Genomic DNA, 19152 nt, shown 5'->3' with positions numbered 1-19152 from the left:
TCGAGCGGATGCGGCTCAGCGCACAGAGCGGACGCGAAGGACCACGAGCCCGCCGAGGAGCGTGAACACCGCCGCGAGGATGTAGAGCATCGAGTAGTCGCGAGCACCGTCCGAACCCGCGCCGATCGCGAGGATCACCGAGGCCAGCAGGGGAGCGAGCGCCTGCGGGATGGTGGTCGCGAACTGCGTGAGGTTCACGAAGCGGCCCGCCTCGGTCGCCCGCTCGGGGAGCACGTCGAGGAACAGCGCCTGGTCGACGGCAGAGAAGACGCCGATCGCGAGGTTGCCCATGAACGCGCCCACGATGAGGAGCGGCAGATCGTTGGCGAGGAGCATCACCAGAGAACCGGCGGCGAAGAGGATGCCGGAGCCGAGGACGAAGGCCTTGCGCCGGCGCAGCTTGTCGCTGAGGAAGCCGCCCGCGAAGACTCCGATGATGGTGCCGACGATGCCGAGCAGTCCGACCGTGGCGACGGTGCCGCCGATCTCGTCGACGGGGATGTCGAGTCTCGAGGAGAAGAAGAACGCGGTGTAGGAGGTGTTCAGCGTGAGGCCGAAGAAGAAGAAGAAGCGGCCCAGCCAGTTCCAGGAGAAGTCCGGGTACTTGCGCGGGTTGAAGACGTACTTCGAGAGCACGATCCCAGCGGTGAGTGTCTGCTCGGTCGGGGCGTTCCGGCTGTCGTCCTCCCTCATGAAAGCGACGAAGACCAGGACGAGGACCAGGGCGATCGCGCCGGGTACCAGGAAGAGCAGGAACGGCTGGCTCGCGAGCGTTCCTCCGATGACGGCGCCGAAGACGGGTGCGACCATCGTCGCGAAGCCGGTGATCGCTCCGACCTTGCCGCGCTGGCTCTCGGGGAGCTTGTCGGCCTGGAGGGTGGTGAAGTTGTTGACCGTCTGGCTCCAGCCGATCTGCGCGATGACCCAGCCGATACCGAGGACCAGCACGTTCGGTGCTGCTGCCATCACGGTCAGGCCGACGAGGCCGATGAACGTGCCGATCAGGATCCACGGCCTCCGGCGCCCGAGACGGGTTCGCGTGCGATCGCTGAGCTGACCGCCGAGGGGCCCGACGAGCAGTGCGGCGAGCGAGCCGACGCCGAGGAGGACGCCCAGGTACTCCTCGTTCCCGGGCGCGAGCGCCTGCACCTGGATGGCGAGCGAGATCGCGATCGGGGTGACGAACGCCAGGTAGGCGCCGAAGAGACCGAGCGCGAGCAGGGTGATCCACCCCGCGCTGACTTTCGGCGGCTCGGGTGTGCTTCCGAGGTCGGCCGCCGCCTTCTGCTGGGCGGCGTCTTCCGGGGCGAGGGCTCCCGGGATCGGGAAAGCTCCTCCGCTCGGAAGGGGGTGCTGGGCGTCCTGGTCTCTCATGGTGACTCCTTCGTCGTTGGTTCAGTGATCAGTGGTCGTGGTGTGGTGGTTTATGCGAGGTCGAGCGGGACGGTCGCTGCGGTGGGATCACCCGAGAACGCTGCGGCCTCGACGAGTGCTCGGGATGCCGCGAGACTCCATCCGGTCGACGTCCACCGACGCAGCGGCGCAGTCGACCCGGTGATGCGGACGCGTCGCGACTCGCCCGCACGGACGGCGATGGGTTCGAATCCGAGGAGTACGCGCTCGGGGAAGTCGTCGGCGTCGACCACTCCGTAGAGCTGCACCACATGCCGCCCCGCCCGCTCGCCGATGTTGACGACATCGACCGTCGCCTCGAACGAGCCCGACTCCTCGTCGACAGGTCCCACTTCGAGGTCCCGGATGGCGAATCGTGTGTAGGAGAGTCCGAAACCCAAGGGGTAGGCGGCCTCGATGCCATCGCGATCAAGGAGCCGCTGACCGTGCCAGCGGTCGTACACGATGGACGTGGCGGCGACGTCGAAGAAGGGGAGGTGCGACTCGTCCCGCGGTATCGAGTAGGGAAGCCGACCGGAGGCATCCACCTCGCCGAGCAGCACGTCAGCGAGCGCATCCCCGCCTTCGCTGCCCGCGTACCAGCTGACGAGGATCGCGGGGACGAGGTCCTTCCACTCCTCGATGATCACGGCGCCGGCGGTCACGATCACGACCACCGTCCGTGGGTTCGCCGCGGCGGTCGCTCGGATGATCTCCACGTCGACGGGACGGATCCTGAGCGACGCCCGGTCACCTCCAGCCGCCGAGCCCATGAGGTTCTCGTTGCGGTCGTCGCCGGTCGGCATCGTGACCCCGGGTGGCAGCGGGGGGAAGACCTTGAGGAGGCCTGGAGCCGAGAGCATGGTGTCGCCGAGGTACTCGCCCTCGTCGGCGGCCGTGTAGCCGACGACCACGACGGCGATGTCCGCATCCGCGGCGATGTGCCCGGCGGCGACCGGATCGTCCTCGACGCTGCTGAGGACCATCGCAGTGGGGAAGGCACTGCGAACACCCTCGAGGGGGGTGATCACCCGCGGTGAATGCACGTTCGAGGAGCCCTTGTCACCCGTGTTTGCCAGGTCGGAAAGGCGTCCGATCACGGCGATCGACGAGACCGCCGTGCGGTCGATCGGGAGGAGAGGGACCTCATCGAGTGCGTCGTTCTGCAGAAGGACCATCGACTCGCCGGCGGCGCGGCGGGACAGCGCGCGGTGCTCTCGCGAGAAGACGACCGAGAGCTCGGGTTGCGGGTCGAGATCGGAGGCGGCGAAGCGCAGCTGCGTCGCGATGATCCGTCGTGCCGCTCGTCGGACGTCATTCCACGATGCGCGACCCGCTTCGAGGTCCCCGGGGAGGGCTCTGGCCCGCTGCTGCCGGAACGGCGCTTCGACGTCGAGACCGGCCCGGAGGGACATCGCGGGGTCGCGGAGCCCGAAGATGAAGTCCGAGAGGGTGATGCCCTCGAAGCCCCACTGCTCGCGCAGCACGCCCTCGAGAAGTGCCTCGTTCTGGCCGGCCCACTCGCCGTTCACGCTGTTGTAGGAGGTCATGATCCCGGCGACCTCCTCCTCAACGACACGCTTGAAGTGCGGCAGGTAGACCTCGTGCAACGTGGCGTCATCGGCGGTCACGTCGACTGCGAACCGCGCGTTCTCCATGGAGTTGAGGGCGTAGTGCTTGGCGACCGCCATTCCGTGGCGCTGCACACCGCGTACGAGGGCGGCGCCGAACTCGCCGAGGAGGACGGGGTCCTCGCCGTAGGTCTCCTGCGACCGACCCCACGCGGGGTGGCGCGGCAGATTGATGCAGACCCCGCCGAAGAAGTTGCCACCCTGCGCCCGCATCTCAGCACCGATCGCCCGGCCGATCTCCTCCTCGAGGGTGAGGTTCCAGGTCGCTCCGCGAGCCATGGACACCGGGAACGCGGTCGATTCGCCCATCACGACACCGCGCGGTCCGTCGCTGAAGCGCAGGCCGGGAACACCCAAGCGTGCGACCTCGCCCATCACGACAGGGGTGGCGTTGTACTGCCGACCCATCTCGCTCATGCCCGACCAGAACTCGCCGTCGCCGTCCAGGAGACCGAGCATCTCCTCGTCGGAGAGCTCATCGACCAAGGCCTCGGTCGCGTCGTAGAGCGAAGCGCCGGCCACTACGCGCGTCGTCGCGGCCTCGAAGGCGGTCGGCGCAGAAACGTCGTCCGCCAGTGCCGGTCGGTCACTCACGTGATCCTCCTCGAGGCGATGCGGGTCGGGTGCGTTCTCCGGTCGACGCCGGACTTGTCGTGAAGCGCGGCGGACGCCGGCCATCGTGTCGTCGACACCATCGGTCAGCCGGCGACGATCGCCGTGACCACAGGAGCGAGGCCCTTGGCTGAGACGGTGACGGTCACGACACCGGGGCCGGTCGGCCGAACGATCGCGAGAGCGCGGCCGTCGGAGGTCGTGCAGTAATTGGCTGTGAACGGCTCGCTGGTCGAGGTGGCTCCGGTGCCGAGTGCTTCGAGGACGGCAGGGCCGTCCACGGCCAGCGTCACGACGTGGGACTTCGCGTTGTGCACCGTCCCGGAGTCGTCGACGAGGGTGATCGCGAGGAAGGCGAGGTCGGAGCCATCGGCGCGCACCTCCGCGCGATCCGCGACGATGTTCAACCCGACCTGCGTGCCGGCGGAGCGGAGAGCGGAACGGCCGACCTCCGCTCCGCCGGCGGAAGCCACGGCGACGAGCTCACCGGGCGCGAAGGAGGTCTCGAACACCGCGCGGAACGGCAGCTCTGCGCCGACCTCCGCGACTCCCAGCGAGGAGCCGTCGAGCAGCAGTTCGACCTGCTCAGCGTCGCTGTAGACCTCGACGCGGATCGGCCGGCCCTCGAAGCCGGGCCAGGACCAGCTGCCCAGGGAGTCGGTCCACGCCCATGGGGTGGCGACGGCGAGCTCCTGCCCGTGGCGTTCAGGGCGGCTCACGGCGATGTACGGCGTCGAAGTGAGTCCAAAGACGATCTCGCGGAAGTACGAGACCGAGAGTCGCTCGCCGATGATGTCAATGTCGCCGCAGCCTGCGGTGAGTGCGGGGTACGCGCCGCTGAAGCCGGAGACAGCCTCCGCACCCGGCTCGACGTAGCGGTTGACGCCGATGCCGACCTCGCCGAGGTAGTCCCAGCCCGTCCAGGTGAAGTCGCCGATGACGCGCGAGTCGGCCTCGACGAGCGCCCAGTTGGCGACGATCGAGGACGGCCAGGTCTCGCTGCCGACGACGATCCGGTCGGGGAACAGCTCGCGGTCGAGCTCGTAGCGGGCGTCGGCGTAGTTCATGCCGGCGACGTCGAGGACGGCGAACGACTCCTCAGTGCGCTGGGTGGCCTGCTCAGAGGCCTGGATCCGGCCCATCATGGCGCCGAAGCCGGCCATCATCGTGTTCACGCCGCCGCCGGGCTGCTCGGCGGCCGCGGAGCGCTGCGCCTTCATCTGCGGCACGATCGTGTCGATCATCGAGACGAAGGGGTTCACCCCGTTGGTGACGTAGCGGGTCGGATCGAGCGAGCGGACCTTCTCGGCGAGACGGCGTCCCCAGATCGAGCCGATCGGGGAACCGGTCTCGGGGATCTCGTTGCCGATGGAGTAGAAGATCACGCTGGGGTGGTGGCGGTCCTTCGCGACCATCGCCTCGACGTCGCGCTCCCACCAGGTGGGGAAGTCGAAGGCGTAGTCGTTGTCGGACTTCGCCTGGGTCCACACGTCGAAGGTCTCGTCCATCACGAGCATCCCGAGCCGGTCGCAGGCATCGAGCAGCGCCGTGCTCATCGGGGCGTGCGAGCTACGGACGGCGTTGAAGCCTGCTTCCTTGAGGATCGCGATCTTCCGCTCCTCCGCGGGCCGCATCGACACCACCCCGAGCGGGCCGTTGTCGAGGTGGATGCAGGCCCCACGGAGTTTCACGCTCTCGCCGTTGATGCGCAGGCCGTGCGCCGGGTCCAGCTGCAGCGAGCGGATGCCGAAGGTCACCTGCTCGGTGTCGACGATCTCGTCGCCGTCGTGCAGGGTGACACGGGCGTGGTGCAGTGCCGGGCTGTCGACACTCCAGAGGGCGGGGTCCTCGATGTGGAGGCGGCGGCGGACGGTGCCGGTCGTCCCGGGGAGCAGGGTGATCGGCGAGCCGCTGCTGCCGACCGGGACGCCGGCGTCGTCGCGGAGGGCGACCTCCAGCCGGTAGGTGCGGGTGAGCGGGCCCGCGTTCTCGACGAGCGCCTCGACCTCGACGAGCGCCTCGCCCGCGGTGACCTCGGGCGTCGTGATGCGCACACCGTCGTGCACGATGCGCCCGGGTCGCTTCACGACGAGGTGCACATCGCGATAGATGCCGGCGCCGGCGTACCAGCGGCTGTCGAGAGAGGTGCGGCATTCGACGCGGATCTCATTGTCGGCGCCGAACTGGAGGAACGGGTCGATCCGGACGGTGAAGCGTGAGTAGCCGTAGGCGTGCGTGCCGGCCAGATTCCCGTTCACGAAGATGGCTGCGTCCCGGTAGACGCCGTCGAACTCGAGGAGGACGAGCGACCCGGCGTCCTGTTCGAGCGCCGCGAACGTGCGACGGTATTCGAAGGCGCCGCCGGGGAAGTAGCCGTTGGTCTCGCCGCGCGGGGCGTCCGGGTGGCGGGTCTGCCCGATCAGGGCGTCGTGCGGGAGGTGCACGTCGGTCCACCCGGCACCGCTGGAGCCGCCGAGCTCCGCGAACGCCGTGACCTTCGTGCGGAAGGACCATCCCTGATTGAAGAGCGACCGATTCGGACGTGCGGTGATTCGCTGCGTGGCGACGCGATCGTCGTCGCGGGTAGCGGGATCGGTCAGGCTCGTCATCGAGAACTCCACTTCATTGCGGGAAAGACACGCCGGTATCGCGCGTTACAGAGCTAAACACAGCGGGTAACGCGCGTCAACACCCGTTCTAGAATTGCTGAGCAAGATCAGTCGCCGGAGTGGAAAGGGGAGCCGCGTGATCGTGAAGAGCGAGGACGTCGCCCGCCTGGCCGGAGTGTCGCGTGGCGCCGTGAGTCAGATCCTGAACGGGCGGGGCGAGCGGTTCTCCGCCTCGACGATCGAGCGCGTCAAGGAGGCGGCCCTCGAGCTCGACTACCAGCCCTCAGCCGCCGGCCGTGCCCTCGCCATGGGTTCGAGCGACTTCGTGATCGCGCTCATTCCGAACACCACGTTCGGCGGCAACCTGCAGGACATCTTCGGCGCCGCGACCGAGCAGCTCGCGGAGCAGGGTCTCACCCTCGTCCTCCGGCTCGCAACGACGACGACCGCCGCGCTGGGGCGGTTGGTGGGCAGCATGGCCCCGCGGGCGATCCTCTCGCTGACGCCGTTCTCCGACGAGGAGAGGGAGCTTCTCGAGCGCCGAGGGGTGCGCGCGTTCGAGCCCCACCTCTCTTCCGAGGATCAGTTCGACCGGGAGATCGGCCGCCTCCAGGCGCGCCACTTGATCGAGCGGGGCAGCATCCGCCTGGCAGTGGCTCGCCTCCAGGACGCGCGGCAGGACCCGTTCGGTCAGGGCCGCGAGGAGGGCGTTCGTGAGGAGTGCCGCCGAGCCGGCCTCGCCGATCCGGATGTGGTGCACCTCGGTGTGGATCTGGACCAGGCTGTGGGGGCGCTCGACAGCCTGAATCCTCCCGGGATCGGGATCGCCTGCTATAACGACGACATCGCGACCTGCCTGCTCTCGGCCGCCCGGATCCGTTCGTTCGAGGTGCCCGGGCAGGTCGCGATCATCGGCATGGACCGCACGCCTCTTTCGCAGGTCACCGTGCCCCGGCTGACGACGATCTCCTACGACGTCACCGCGCCGACGAAGAACATGATCGCCAACTTCCTGTCGGTCCTCGGTGAAACACGGGCGCCCGATGGCCCGGTCAACGCTCTCGAGCTCGAGCTGGTGGTCGGCGGGACGACCTGACGGGCGACTTTGACGGACTGCGTTCAGTGCCCGACGACGAGCTTGAACCCCGCGGTCGCGACTCCCGCCGCCGCCAGTGCTACTCCGGTGCCCACCGTGCGCCACGAACTCTGAGTGCCGCGGAGGTGGCCGATCGTGAAGCCGAGAAGCAGGAACCTCGCCACAACGGAGAGCGCGGCGAGCGAGAAAGCCGCAGTACTGCCGAGAAGCCCGGTGGCTGCGGCAATCAGGAGCACCACGGGTATCGCGCCCGAGCTGAGCACGGGCAGACCGTCGCGCAGCGAGTGCCGAAGTGCCGCCCGGTCAGGCCGATGATTCGTCCGAATCCGTGTCGCGTACGACTCCGCGACGACATGAGCGACGAACGTCGAAACCACGGTGCCGATCAGCAAGAGCAGGTTCTCGGCGGTGCCCGCTTCGGCGGGACCGATGACCGCCAGGGTGCCCAGGACGACGATATTGCCGTAGATGTAGGCCTGGGCACGGGCGGCAGCGGTGTCGACACCGATCGAGCCGCCTTGCGCGGCCTGGACCACTTCATCACCGCCCGCAGGGTTCTGATCCATCGGTTCTCTCCTTCAGACGGTGATGCACCGGGATCAGCGGACCCCGGCCAGGTTCAGGTCGACGCTGACGGTCAATCGAAGAGCGCCGACACGTCGGCATCGACCGGCTCGACGACCACCTGACGCGCCGAGAGCGAGCCGAGAAGCTCGGACGCCTGGGAAACGGCGTCGCTCGAGATCTCGAACACCACGGCGGACTCGCCGAGCTGAAGCGTCTCACCGAGCTCCTGGAGCTGCGAATTCTTGAAGCCGACGTCACGGAGGCGACTGGCCAGGATCCCGACACCACTTCCCGCCAGGACACCGAGCGGTCCGCCGATGAGGCCGATGGCCCCGCCGACGAGAGCGCCGCGCCCCGCACCCCAGTCCTTGGTCTCGGTGAACGTGGGCGTACCGTCGGCCTTGACATGGAGGACTGCGGTGTTGGCGATCTTCTCAGGAGCGGCGCCGACGACGGCCGCGGCGGCTCGCGCTGCGCCGTCCGGCGTAGCGAAGGTCGCGGCGAGGATGGTTCGGGTGGGGGCTGTTGCGCTCATGAAGTGCTCCTCGATCAGGCCCCGCGCTTGTCGCCGGGCGATGTAGGTCCACTCTCCCGGCTCGCCATCGCGCTGCCGTCGTGCTTCAGGAGCGGCCGGTGTAGTCCATCCGCAGTAGCTGCAACGAGCTCACCAGTGGCGATGGTCAGCATGAAGGGCGAGCTTCCGGTCGCCATGGGCGGCTCAGGGCGATGCGCCCGTGCCGATCTGATGTTCGCTGCCGGCCACGCCGACTGCCTCGCGGTCCCCCTGGACCGTCGCGACAGCCGACACGAGAGAGCGTGTCGACGGATCAGGGGTTCCTCGGCGTCACCGCGAGGGAGGCGTGTCGAACGAAGCTCCGAGCAGCTGCTGGATCTCCATCAGATTCTGACCCGTCAATCGGCGGATCGCGTCCTCGACCGCGGCACCGAGGTCGAACGTCGGGTCGGAGATCCAGAACTGCATGAGCCCGTCCCAGACCGCGATGACCTGACGTGCGGTGATGCGTGGATCCACAGCGGGGTGAGCGAGCCCCTTCTGCTGGCTGTGCTCGATGAGGCGCGCGAACACCTCGACGAGGCGGGCGTTGCGCGCGGCGAAGTACTCGGCGGCCGGATGCTCCGGCGACGCCGCTGCGCCCCGCAGCACCGTGAGGAGCCGGAAGCGAGGATCGGCGGAATCGGGGTTCGGCAGCCGGCGGAAGGCGCGGGCGTCGATGACGGTGTCGTCCAGGTCCAGCTGCGACTCGGCGCCCCGCTCGTCCTCGATCGCTCCCAGAGCGGCGACGAGCAGGTGGTCCTTCGAGGGGAAGTGGTAGAGCACCGTCGTCTCGCTCACCCCCGAGCGCTGCGAGACCAGCGACGTGGTCACGCCCTCGTGGCCGAGCTCGTCGACGAGCCCCACCACCGCGGCGACGATCGTCTCGCGGCGCTTCCGCGTCGAGGCGTACGGTCCGCGCTTCGTCGGTGCAGTCGTTGTCACGCGACCAGCCTAAGCGAGTGAAGTTATCCGAGCACTCGGAATTCGATTCGCGAAGGAGCAGTGTTCTTCTTGTGGACGTCCTGAACTCTGTGCTTCACTCTGGTTTCAGATCCGGCGCCGAGAGACGCCGCCCTCCAGATCTCCGCGCTCCTCCTCCAAAGGACCCCCCGATGACGACGACGTCACGACCCGCCAGCGCCCGCGCCGCCCGCAAGGCCGACCGGCGCAGCGACCCCGACCGCCTCTCCGCCGCAGCGGGCCTGGCGTGGACCACCACCGGGCTCTCCGGAGCGGTCAACTACCTGTTCCTCGCGATGTGGGTGTTCTACGGCACCGACGTCCTCGGCCTGAATCCGGCCGTCCTCGGCACGCTCGCCCTGGTGAGCAAGCTCCTCGAGGCGGCGGTCGTCGTCCTCGCCGGCTGGCTCGTCGACCGCACCCCCGAGACTCGCTGGGGCAAGGCCCGGCCGTACGAGCTGGCGATCATCGGGGTCTGGGTCTCGACCTGGTTCCTCTTCTCCACGCCCGATCTCCCCGATGCCGGTAAGACGGCGTGGCTCTTCGTCTGGCTCCTCCTGGCCAACGTCGTCTTCACCTCCCTCCTCGGAGCGAACGACTACCTCTACCTCGCCCGCACGTTCAACTCCCGCGTCCTCGTCGCCAAGGTCGCCACCCGCACCGGCTTCTTCACGACCGTGGGAGTCGTCGCCTTCAACGTCGCCCTGCCGCTCTTCATCGCCCAGGCGGGCACGAGCAGCTCGGCGTGGTCGATGCTCGCGCTCTTCCTCGCGATCCCGCTGGCCCTCATCGGGCTGGGCCGCTTCCTCTTCTTCAAGGAGAAGTACCAGACGGAGGCCGCGGACGCTCCCAAGGTCACCTTCCGCGATATCCGCGAGGTCCTCGTCTCGAACCGCTACATCTGGATCGTCGCCGGGATCAGCTTCGTCGGCGCCCTCGCCGGCGGCACCGGGATCGCCGTCTACTACTTCAAGTACGTCGTCGGCGACATCTCCCTGATGAGCCTCACCGGCCTCGTGCCCGTGCTGATCCTCCCGCTGATGCTCTTCTTCCCCCGGCTGATGAAGCGCTTCGCCGTCAGCACGATCATCACCGCCGGCGCCTTCTGCGGAGTCCTCGCCGGAGTCCTGATGATCATCGCCAACGGGAACCTGGCGGTCATCCTGATCTCCAGCGCGCTGAGCGGGCTCGGGATCCTCCCCATCACCTTCCTCCTCCAGGTGCTGGTCATCGACAACGCGAGCTACAACCAGTGGAGCGGCCGCCGACGGCTCGAGAGCACGATGGGCGCGATCACGGCGTTCGCCGTCCGGCTCGGCGGCGGTCTCGGCGGCGCGGCCACCGGCTGGGTCCTCGGGATCGTCGGCTACGACGGCGAGGCCGCGACCCAGACCCCGGAAGCGCTCACCGGCATCGTGCTGCTCGCCGGCGCCTTCCCCGCGGTCCTCTGGATCGGCGTCGCGCTCGCCATGCGCTCCTACCGGAGCTTCGAGAAGATGCTCCCCACCATCACCGCCGGCCTCGCCGTGGTCACCCCCGAACCGAAGGACGCCCGATGACCCGCCGCCCCTCCCCCGCCACGACCGACTCGCTCGCCGGACGGCCGCTCGACCGCGACCCGGTGGACGACGCCTTCGCCCAGCCCTACGTCGACATCGACGAGTGGCGCGACGAGCCGGTGCGCCACCGCTACCTGCACGGCGGCTTCCACGACAGCGACACGCGCTTCTCCCTCTACCTCCCGACCGTCGAGCAGTTCGAGGGCAGGTTCTTCCAGCACGTCACCCCCGTTCCACAGAGCGAGAACCTCGCGCAGCAGCGCTTCGACGACGAGAACCCGATCCCCTTCACCCTCGCCAGCGGCGGCTACTACCTCGAGACCAACGGCGGCGGCCCTTCGGCGTCCGGCGGCCCGATGTCCGGCGTCGACCCGACGATCGGCGCCTACCGCGCCAACGCGGCCGTCGCCCGGCTCTCGCGCCGGCTCGCGAGCGCGGTCTTCGGCGAGCAGCGCATCTTCGGCTACCTCTACGGCGGCAGCGGCGGCGGCTACCGCACCATCGGCGCCTCCGAGAACACCGACGGCGTCTGGGACGGCTTCGTGCCCTACGTCATCGGCAGCCCGATGGCCATCCCCAACGTCTTCGCCGTCCGGATGCACGCCCAGCGGATCCTCCGCGACGCGCTCCCCCGGATCGTCGACGCCTACGACGCCGGCGGAGACCCCGCTGCGCTGGAGCTCACCGACGAGGAGCGCGCGGCACTGGACGAAGTGACCAGCATGGGCTTCCCGCTCCGCTCCTGGTTCGGCTGGGAGACCATGGGCATGCACGCCTTCAGCGTGCTCTACCCCGGGATCATGGCCGCCGACCCGGGCTACGCCGTCGACTTCTGGAGCGCAGAGGGCTACCTCGGCAGCGACCCGGACGCCTCCGTGCACCGGGACCGCATCCGCCTCGACACCACCGTCGTCGAGCTGCTCACCGCCGACACCGGCACGGCGACGGTCACGGGAGGTGTCGACGAGTCGTACAAGGCCACCGTCTCCGGTGGGCGCTCGGTCATCGGCGTCCGCCTCGCGGACGTCCCCCGCGGCTGGACGCTGGGCGCCGAGCTCGTGATCCGCTCCGGCCCCTCGACCGGTCGTGTGCTGCGCGTCGCCGGCGTCGACGGCGACGAGGTGCTCCTCGAGCCGGGCCAGGGCGACGCCGTCCTCGCCGTCGGCGACGCGATGACCCTCGACAACTCGAACTTCCTCGCCGCCCAGACCTACCACCGCCACCAGGTGCCGTCCGCCGACTACCGCGTCTGGGACCAGTTCCGGAATGCCGACGGCGAGCCGGTCCTGCCGCAGCGACCCCTGCTGCTCGGTCCGCTCTTCGCGCAGGGCGCCTCCGGCACCGTCCCGACCGGTCGCATCAGCGGCCGGATGATCGTGGTCGCCTCCCTCCTCGACCGGGAGGCCTTCCCCTGGCAGGCCGACTGGTACCGCTCCCGCGTCGCGGAGTTCCTCGGCGATGCCGCCGACGACCGCTTCCGCCTCTGGTACACCGACAACGCGCTGCACGGCGATGAGAGCGGCGTGCAAGAGCACGAGACGCGGACCGTCAGCTACGCAGGCGCGCTGCAGACCGCGTTGCGTCAGCTCAGCGCGTGGGTCGAGGACGGCATCGCGCCGAGCACTTCCACCGTCTACGAGGTGGTCGACGGGCAGGTCACCCTCGACTCCTCCAACCCTGCGCGCGGTGGCGTTCAGCCGATCGTCTCGCTGTTGGTCGACGGCGCCGAGTCGGCGCAAGTCACGGTCGGTCAGGTAGTCCAGGTCGCGATCAGCGCCCAGGCGACCACCCAGCACGGTGTCCTCGTCGAGGTGGCTGCCGATCTGATGGGATCGGGACGTTTCTCCCCGGTTCAGCCGGTGACTCCAGCCGCCGCGATCGCCACCGTGCAGGAGTGCTCATTCGACACCCCCGGCATCTACCTGCTCGCCGTCCGCGTCACCGCGCAGACGGAGGGGCGGGCGGAAAGCCCCCACGCGCGGCTCGACAATGTTGCGCGCGCACGGGTGGTGGTGCGGTAGCCGCGACTACTGCGCTGGGAGTACGGGTGACGACCCTGCACCTGTGAGCATGAGACGTGGCCACTTTCCTCCTCGATCTCGGCGCGCGCGGCCGCGCTTCGACACGCCGCCTCCGCTGGCTCGATCTCGCAAGCCTCATCATCACTGCGGGGGCAAGCGCCACAGCCCTAGTCGCGCTCGTGGTCAACGGCTTCGTCGACGGCCGCGGGATTGAGGAGGGGATCGGCGGATATGTAGGACTAGGAGTGTCCCTCGTGGGAGTCGCCATCGTCCGCGACCTCCTCCCAATCGGAATCGCCGACGACCGCGCGCGCCTCTGGCTAGGCACGGTCGTGCTCGTCCTTGGACCCGTCTCCTCCGCCATGCTGGGCACCGATCCGCTGGTGCCGTGGAACCTGGCGGTCTTCACGAGCTTCGCGATCGCGCTGCGCGGTCTCTCGGGGCCCGTAGTCGGCGCGTTCATTGGCGTGGTTAGCTACGCCTCCGTCGTGCTCTTCGAAGGTCTCGGCTGGGTGAACCCGACGGCGGGCGTCGCGCTGGCGATGTCGTTCGCCTTCGCCTCCGCCGGTACGGCTCTGCGCAGCTACGCCCAGTTTCAGCAGGAGGTCGAGAACCGCGCGGTCGAGGCGATCGCCGCGCGGGACGCCGACGCCCATCGGCGCGTCGCGGAAGAGCGGCTCAGCATCGCCCGCGACCTGCACGACGTCGTCGGACACGAGATCGCGGTGCTCGGCATCCACCTGGGGGTCGCCGAGGTGAACCTCCCCGACGAAGCCGGAACATCTCGGGCATCGCTCGAGAAGGCCAGAGCCAACGTGCAGTCAGTCCTACACGAGACGCAGCGGGTGCTGCGCGTTCTCCGCTCCGACTCCGGGTCCTCGACCGATTCGGCCCCGACGCCCGACTTCGCGCGAATCCCCGCACTCATTGAGTCGTACCGCGCCGCCGGAGTCGTCGTGGAGGCCCAGCTGATCGACCCGCCAGCGGATCTCGATCCTGAGGTCTCGACAGCGGCGTACCGCATCGTCCAGGAGGCGCTGACGAACGCACAGAAGCACGGAGCCGGCCCCGCCGCGGTGTCGGTGCGCGCCGAGAAGCGGCTCCTCACTCTTTCGATCTCGAACCGCAGACGTCCCGATCGGGCACCCGGGCGACGAGGCTTCGGCCTGATCGGCATGCGCGAGCGCGCCCACTCGGCCGGAGGCACGCTTCGGATCGAGGAGACCGATGACGACTACCGTGTCGTGGCACAGCTGCGCATCGAGGGAAGCAGGATCTGATGGTGCGAGTGATGATCGTCGACGATCAGGAGATGATCCGCGAGGGGCTGCAGGCCATCCTCGCGAAGCAGGAGGGGATCGACGTCGTCGGGTCGGCCGGTGACGGACTCGAGGCCCTGACCGCGATCGATGCACTCGAGGTGGATGTCGTGCTCATGGACATCCGCATGCCAGGTATCGATGGAGTCGAGACCACGCGCCGCCTCCGCGAGCGCTACGCCGCGGAGGACCTACGTATCGTCGTGCTGACGACCTTTGACAACGACGAGAACGTCCTCGCGGCGCTGCGGGCGGGCGCCAACGGCTTCCTGAGCAAAGGGGTGGGGCCCACGGCCCTCGCCGACGGCATCCGCGAGGTCGCTGCCGGAGGCGGCGCCCTCTCGAGCGCGGCCAGCGCTGTGCTCATCGGCCAGGTCTCGGCGCAGGCCGCGGCGCCAGCCGTCGACTCCGCGATGCTCGACCGCTTCTCGGCCCTCACTCCGCGCGAACGCGAGATCGTCGCAGCAATTGCTACCGGGCTCGACAACTCGGCCATCGCCGAGCAGTTGTTCGTCTCGCCGTTCACCGTGAAGACACACGCGAACCGGGCGATGGCCAAGGTCGGCGCGCGCGATCGAGCGCAGCTGGTGTCGTTCGCCTACCGCGCCGGCCTGACCGCATAGACGCGCACCCTGGCCGAGATGACCCGGCCGGGGTGTCATCGCTTAGTCGAAGAGCGCCGAGATGCTCGCATCGACGGTCTCGACTGCAACCTGGCGCGCCGACCGCGAGGTGAGCAGCTCGCTCGTCGTCGCGACGACGTCGCTCGCAATCTCGAACACGACGGCTGACTCGCCGCGCTCGAGGGTCTTCACCGCCCGATCACGCGACGCCTGAAGTGCGCAGAGCGGTCATCGTCATCCATCCGCAGTAGATCCGGCGGTCCGGCTGGATGACGAGCGCGGCTCCCGGTTCCGCGAACCTCGAAGGACAGCGACGCACCCCGCATCGCCCTACCGAAGGACACGTCATGCCCCAGCGCACCGCCCCCTCCGAGCCCCGCATCGCCGCTGCTCTGCCGGTGATGCTTCTTGACAACTCGCCCCGCGGATCGTCGTCGATCGATCTCGGCGACTCCATCGAGCTCTTCTTCGCCGGCCTCTCAACCACCGCGCGATAGACGGGACCCGGCGCATGAACCTCTCCAAGACGCTGCCCCTGCTCACCGCCTCCGCGGCCGCCGCGCTCCTGCTCGCGGGATGCACCTCCGGCTCCGGCACCGCAGCCTCCACACCGACCCCGACTACCGCCGCCGAGCCGACGCAATGGTCGTACGAGGGCGACTCCGGCCCGAGCGGCTGGGGCGCGCTGGAGGACGGCTTCGCGACCTGCGCGACCGGCACGCAGCAGTCGCCGATCGACCTCCCGTCCTCGACCGCACTCGCCGGCCTCCCCCTGACGCTCGACAGCGAGCGCACGGAGGGTGAGATCGAGGACACCGGGCACACGGTGCAGGTCGGCGCCGAGGACGCCTCGGAGGTGCAGTACGACGGGATGACCTATGAGCTCGCGCAGATGCACGTGCACACCCCGTCCGAGCACACCGTCGACGGAGTCGCGGCCGACGCCGAGTTCCACTTCGTGCACCAGAGCGAGACGGGCGAGCGGCTCGTCGCGGGCGTCCTCGCGGTCGAGGGCGCGGAGTCGAGCGCCTACGACGCCTTCGCCGAGAATGCTGCCAAGGCCTCGGGCACGGACGCCGACCCCGAGATCGACGTCGACGTGGCCGCGATGCTGCCGGCCACCCTCGACCACTACGCCTACGAGGGCAGCCTCACCACGCCGCCCTGCAGCGAGGGGGTGCAATGGATCGTGCTGAGCACCCCGATCGAGCTCTCGGCCCAGCAACTGGCAGAGGTTGACAAGGCCCACCCCGGCAACACCCGACCCGCTCAGCCGCTCGGGGAGCGCACTCTCACCCGCGGCACCGGCTCGGTCGTCGTCGAGAACGACTGACTCCTCCCGCCTCCTCCCTCGGAAGAACCGCCGTGACCGCGAAACCGCCCGCACTCCTCCCCGACGAGTTCACCGAGGTGACGACGTCCAGAGCCCGCCGCACAACAGAGCTCGTCGTGTTCCTGGGCGCCCTCGCGCTGTACAGCGGGTGGACCTTCGGCGTCGTGAACGGCTCCGGTGACTCTCTGGACTCCCTGCTCCGGACGCCGTCGCTGCCGCCGCGCTCCGCCGCAGGGCAGTCGGTCGAGGCCTTCGCGCTCCTGACCCACCCCTACGTGGTGTTAGTGGTCACCGTCTTGGCCGCACTGAGGTCCCTCCGTCAGCGTCAGCGCCGACTTGCGCTGGCGCTGACGATCGCCGCCCTCGGGCTCGTGTTCTGGGAGCTGCAGCGCAACCTGATCGGCCGCCCTCATCCCTTTTCCGAGTACCACGACTCCGTTTCGGCTCTCGGGGCGGCCTACCCCTCTGGACACATCGTCGGAGCGACGGTCCTTACGTGGGTCGTCGTCACCCTCGCCAACGCTCGACGCCGATCGCGGCGCGCCCAGCGCGAGCGCCGCCTCCTCGGGATGCTGTTCGTCGCCCTCGTCGGCACGAGCATGTGGGCGATGGGGACGGATCGGCTGACAGATCTGATCGGCGGACTTCTGCTCGGCACCAGTATCGCGACGGGTGCGCTCTGGATCAGCGGAGTGGAGGCCATCGGTCGCGCCTGGCGCCTTCGTGAGCTTCCGCCCGAGTCCGGTGGCCGGGCCGCCGTGATCTTCAACCCGACGAAGGTCCTCGACCTCGACCTCTTCCGCCGTCGAGTGATCTTTGCCCTCGCCCGCAGCGGCTGGGATCCGCCCCTCTGGATCGAGACGCGACAGGACGACCCCGGGCGCGCGATGGCTGAGTACGCCCTCTCGCAGAACGTCGACCGTGTCCTCGTCGCGGGTGGCGACGGCACGGCGCGGACCGTCTGCGCCGCCATCGCCGGTAGCGGTGTTCCGGTCGCGCTGATCCCGGCAGGAACCGGCAACCTGCTGGGTCGCAACCTTGGGATCTCCCTCGACGAGGACGAGGCCCTCGACGTCGCGCTGCACGGACGCGTCCGTGAGATCGACATGGTCCACTGGAGCGTCGACGGAGTGGACGCTCCTTTCGCCGTGATGGCCGGAGTCGGACTGGATGCGCAGATCATGCGCGACACTGATGCTCGCCTCAAGAAGGTGATCAAGGCCGGCGCCTACGTCGTGGCGGCCGTGCAGCAGCGTCGCATGCGCCCGTTCCGAGCGACGGTCACGATCGACGGCGAGCAGATCCACGACTCCGACGCGGTCATGGTGCTCGTCGGCAACGTCGGCCACCTCCAGGGCGGACTCGCGCTGCTCCCCGCCGCGGAGCCCGACGATGGACTGCTGCACGTGCTCGTCGCCTCTGGCGAAGGCGGCCTCCGGGGACTGCTGCGGTTGGTGCTCAGCATCACCCGCAAGGACTCACCTGACGCACCGCTCCGACGCCTCCGCGGCCGACAAGTCGACATCGAGCTCGACCGGCCGATGGCCTACCAGCTCGACGGAGACACGGAGGGCCTGGCAAGCACCTTCAGCGCGAGGGTCGACCCCGGGGCTCTGCTGGTGATGACCCCGCATTGAGCGAGGCGGTCACAGCCCCGCACCGCTGCGCTGCGCCAGGGCGCAGGGCCAGAGGCGCTGCCCTGAGGGTGCGCTCAACTATTTCGCGGCCGACAGCGACGAGACCGAAGGTGATGTCGAAGACGTGCATCCACTTGAGGCTGTCGAGGAGGTCCAGTGCAGGTAGCCGCGGACGTCGATCCCGTCGGCGCTCGCCTACGACAGTCCTAGCAGGGCGCCCGCCGTGTAGGCGATGCAGCAGCGATCCTCGTCGGAGGCGGCAAGGCCGCTCTCGGAGATCAGGATCGGGGTGCTTCCGGTCACGGCTCACGCGCGACGGACGGCGATCTTGAGGGCGTCAGTGCGGTAGGCCTAGGCGGTCGGCGTCAGCTCGGCGCCCTCGGGTACCCCTTCCAGGCCGACCAGCTGACGCGTGTACGACTGTACGCCGCCCCAATCGTCGTCGCGGGAGGTCTCGAGGTAGGTGTCCTCCCGGATCCGCTCGTAGTGGACGAGCCTGTCTTCATAGCCCTCGCGGGCAGGAGACTCGGACCGTGATGGGCCAGCCGACTTCGACGGTCGTCTTCTCGCGACGGATCTCGCGGACGCGGACACCCGCGCGGATGATGGTGTCCCTCGCCTCGCGCTTCGGTTCCGGCAGGGAGAACGCGTTGATGCCGACCTCGCGGCCCGCTCCCTTGCGCGCCACTACGGCCGCGGGATCCAGGTAACTGAAGCGGTACCGCCATGTGTTGCATCATGGCGAACATGTCCGGCTACTTGATCGTGACGACGTAGGTGGCGCCCCCGAGGACCGGTGCGGCCGTCCTCGGCACGCTCGCCGAAGCGACCGACAGCCGCTTCCGAGCTCCAGCCGTCAGACATCGCGAACGACAGCGCGCTCGAGAAGTGGTGCAACGTGACGACCGGTTCGATGCCTTGCGCGAGGCAGTATTGGATGATCGCGCGCTCGTGCGCCGGCTCTGCACGTGGGAAGTCACATCGCGTGGGCTCGATTCGCGCGTACTTGATGCCGCAGCGGAACGACGTGAGCCGGAGCGAGTCCAGCAGGTCGATGTCGGTGTTCAGCGCCGGGAGAGGTTGACTGAGTCGCGCCGCGCTCAGCGAGCGACGAGCCAGAGAGATGCTCGAGTCGCTGTTCACGTTGTCGCCCTCGTTCTGGTCCGGGCGCAGGACGCACCCAGAGGAATTCAGTGGGAAACGCAGTCAAACGAGTGAGCGAGCGGTGAGGAAATTC

16 protein-coding genes are annotated in these 19152 nt (G+C 68.9%); 8 read left to right on the top strand and 8 right to left on the bottom strand.

The annotated features are described in order from the left end of the window. Nucleotides 1-15 precede the first annotated feature (15 nt). The 3 genes from EDF43_RS10445 to EDF43_RS10435 form a co-directional block, all read right to left on the bottom strand. Nucleotides 16-1374: an MFS transporter gene (locus EDF43_RS10445; protein ID WP_123734165.1), complete on the bottom strand. Its 1359-nt coding sequence runs from the start codon at nt 1372-1374 to the stop codon at nt 16-18. 50 nt (nt 1375-1424) lie between these two features. After that, nucleotides 1425-3617, bottom strand: a complete 2193-nt coding sequence (locus EDF43_RS10440) for a glycoside hydrolase family 3 C-terminal domain-containing protein (protein WP_243646275.1) — start codon at nt 3615-3617, stop codon at nt 1425-1427. 104 nt (nt 3618-3721) lie between these two features. Beyond that, nucleotides 3722-6244, bottom strand: coding sequence for a glycoside hydrolase family 2 TIM barrel-domain containing protein (locus tag EDF43_RS10435; RefSeq protein WP_132436686.1), 2523 nt, complete (start codon nt 6242-6244; stop codon nt 3722-3724). Nucleotides 6245-6380: 136 nt separating this feature from the next. Here EDF43_RS10435 and EDF43_RS10430 point away from each other — a divergent pair, with 136 nt between their 5' ends. Then, nucleotides 6381-7340 carry a LacI family DNA-binding transcriptional regulator gene (locus EDF43_RS10430; RefSeq protein ID WP_165909075.1) on the top strand — a complete coding sequence of 320 codons (960 nt, stop codon included), beginning with the start codon at nt 6381-6383 and terminating at the stop codon, nt 7338-7340. 23 nt (nt 7341-7363) lie between these two features. Here EDF43_RS10430 and EDF43_RS10425 read toward each other — a convergent pair whose 3' ends face one another. The 3 genes from EDF43_RS10425 to EDF43_RS10415 form a co-directional block, all read right to left on the bottom strand. Next, nucleotides 7364-7906 (bottom strand): hypothetical protein, encoded by a 543-nt coding sequence (locus tag EDF43_RS10425; protein WP_132436682.1) that lies wholly within the window; start codon nt 7904-7906, stop codon nt 7364-7366. 71 nt (nt 7907-7977) lie between these two features. Continuing rightward, nucleotides 7978-8442 carry a DUF1269 domain-containing protein gene (locus tag EDF43_RS10420; RefSeq protein WP_123737434.1) on the bottom strand — a complete coding sequence of 155 codons (465 nt, stop codon included), beginning with the start codon at nt 8440-8442 and terminating at the stop codon, nt 7978-7980. A 309-nt stretch (nt 8443-8751) separates the two neighbouring features. Beyond that, complete coding sequence (locus tag EDF43_RS10415; protein WP_132436679.1) at nt 8752-9405, bottom strand: TetR/AcrR family transcriptional regulator; 654 nt, start codon at nt 9403-9405, stop codon at nt 8752-8754. Nucleotides 9406-9575: 170 nt separating this feature from the next. Here EDF43_RS10415 and EDF43_RS10410 point away from each other — a divergent pair, with 170 nt between their 5' ends. From EDF43_RS10410 to EDF43_RS10395, 4 genes are all read left to right on the top strand, one after another. After that, entirely contained in the window at nt 9576-10982 is a 1407-nt protein-coding gene (locus tag EDF43_RS10410) for an MFS transporter (RefSeq protein ID WP_132436677.1), read from the top strand. Beyond that, on the top strand, nt 10979-13003 hold the full coding sequence (locus EDF43_RS10405) for a hypothetical protein (protein ID WP_207901683.1): 2025 nt from the start codon (nt 10979-10981) through the stop codon (nt 13001-13003). The genes EDF43_RS10410 and EDF43_RS10405 overlap by 4 nt, the downstream gene beginning before the upstream one ends. A gap of 245 nt (nt 13004-13248) precedes the next feature. Then, nucleotides 13249-14283 (top strand): histidine kinase, encoded by a 1035-nt coding sequence (locus tag EDF43_RS10400; RefSeq protein ID WP_132436675.1) that lies wholly within the window; start codon nt 13249-13251, stop codon nt 14281-14283. Next, nucleotides 14283-14945, top strand: coding sequence for a response regulator transcription factor (locus EDF43_RS10395; protein WP_123734157.1), 663 nt, complete (start codon nt 14283-14285; stop codon nt 14943-14945). The genes EDF43_RS10400 and EDF43_RS10395 overlap by 1 nt, the downstream gene beginning before the upstream one ends. Nucleotides 14946-14987: 42 nt before the next feature. Here EDF43_RS10395 and EDF43_RS21795 read toward each other — a convergent pair whose 3' ends face one another. Next, nucleotides 14988-15137, bottom strand: coding sequence for a hypothetical protein (locus EDF43_RS21795; protein WP_165909074.1), 150 nt, complete (start codon nt 15135-15137; stop codon nt 14988-14990). A 155-nt stretch (nt 15138-15292) separates the two neighbouring features. Between EDF43_RS21795 and EDF43_RS21790 the strand changes: the two genes are divergently transcribed. Genes EDF43_RS21790 through EDF43_RS10385 form a run of 3 tightly spaced genes read left to right on the top strand, consistent with a single transcriptional unit; the run spans nt 15293 to nt 17915 of the window. Further along, entirely contained in the window at nt 15293-15442 is a 150-nt protein-coding gene (locus EDF43_RS21790) for a hypothetical protein (protein ID WP_165909073.1), read from the top strand. Between the two features lie 14 nt (nt 15443-15456). Next, a complete protein-coding gene (locus EDF43_RS10390; RefSeq protein WP_132436673.1) occupies nt 15457-16278 on the top strand; it encodes a carbonic anhydrase family protein in 822 nt (273 codons plus the stop codon). Nucleotides 16279-16310: 32 nt separating this feature from the next. Then, nucleotides 16311-17915 carry a diacylglycerol kinase family protein gene (locus tag EDF43_RS10385; protein WP_132436671.1) on the top strand — a complete coding sequence of 535 codons (1605 nt, stop codon included), beginning with the start codon at nt 16311-16313 and terminating at the stop codon, nt 17913-17915. Nucleotides 17916-18602: 687 nt separating this feature from the next. On the opposite strand, the gene EDF43_RS10380 is transcribed toward EDF43_RS10385, so the two are convergent. Beyond that, a complete protein-coding gene (locus tag EDF43_RS10380; protein WP_165909072.1) occupies nt 18603-19058 on the bottom strand; it encodes a family 1 glycosylhydrolase in 456 nt (151 codons plus the stop codon). Nucleotides 19059-19152: the final 94 nt, after the last annotated feature.

The organism is Rathayibacter sp. PhB179 (assembly GCF_004345345.1).
GTDB classification, from domain to species: Bacteria; Actinomycetota; Actinomycetes; order Actinomycetales; family Microbacteriaceae; genus Rathayibacter; species Rathayibacter festucae.
This window is presented reverse-complemented; position numbering and strand designations above follow the sequence as displayed.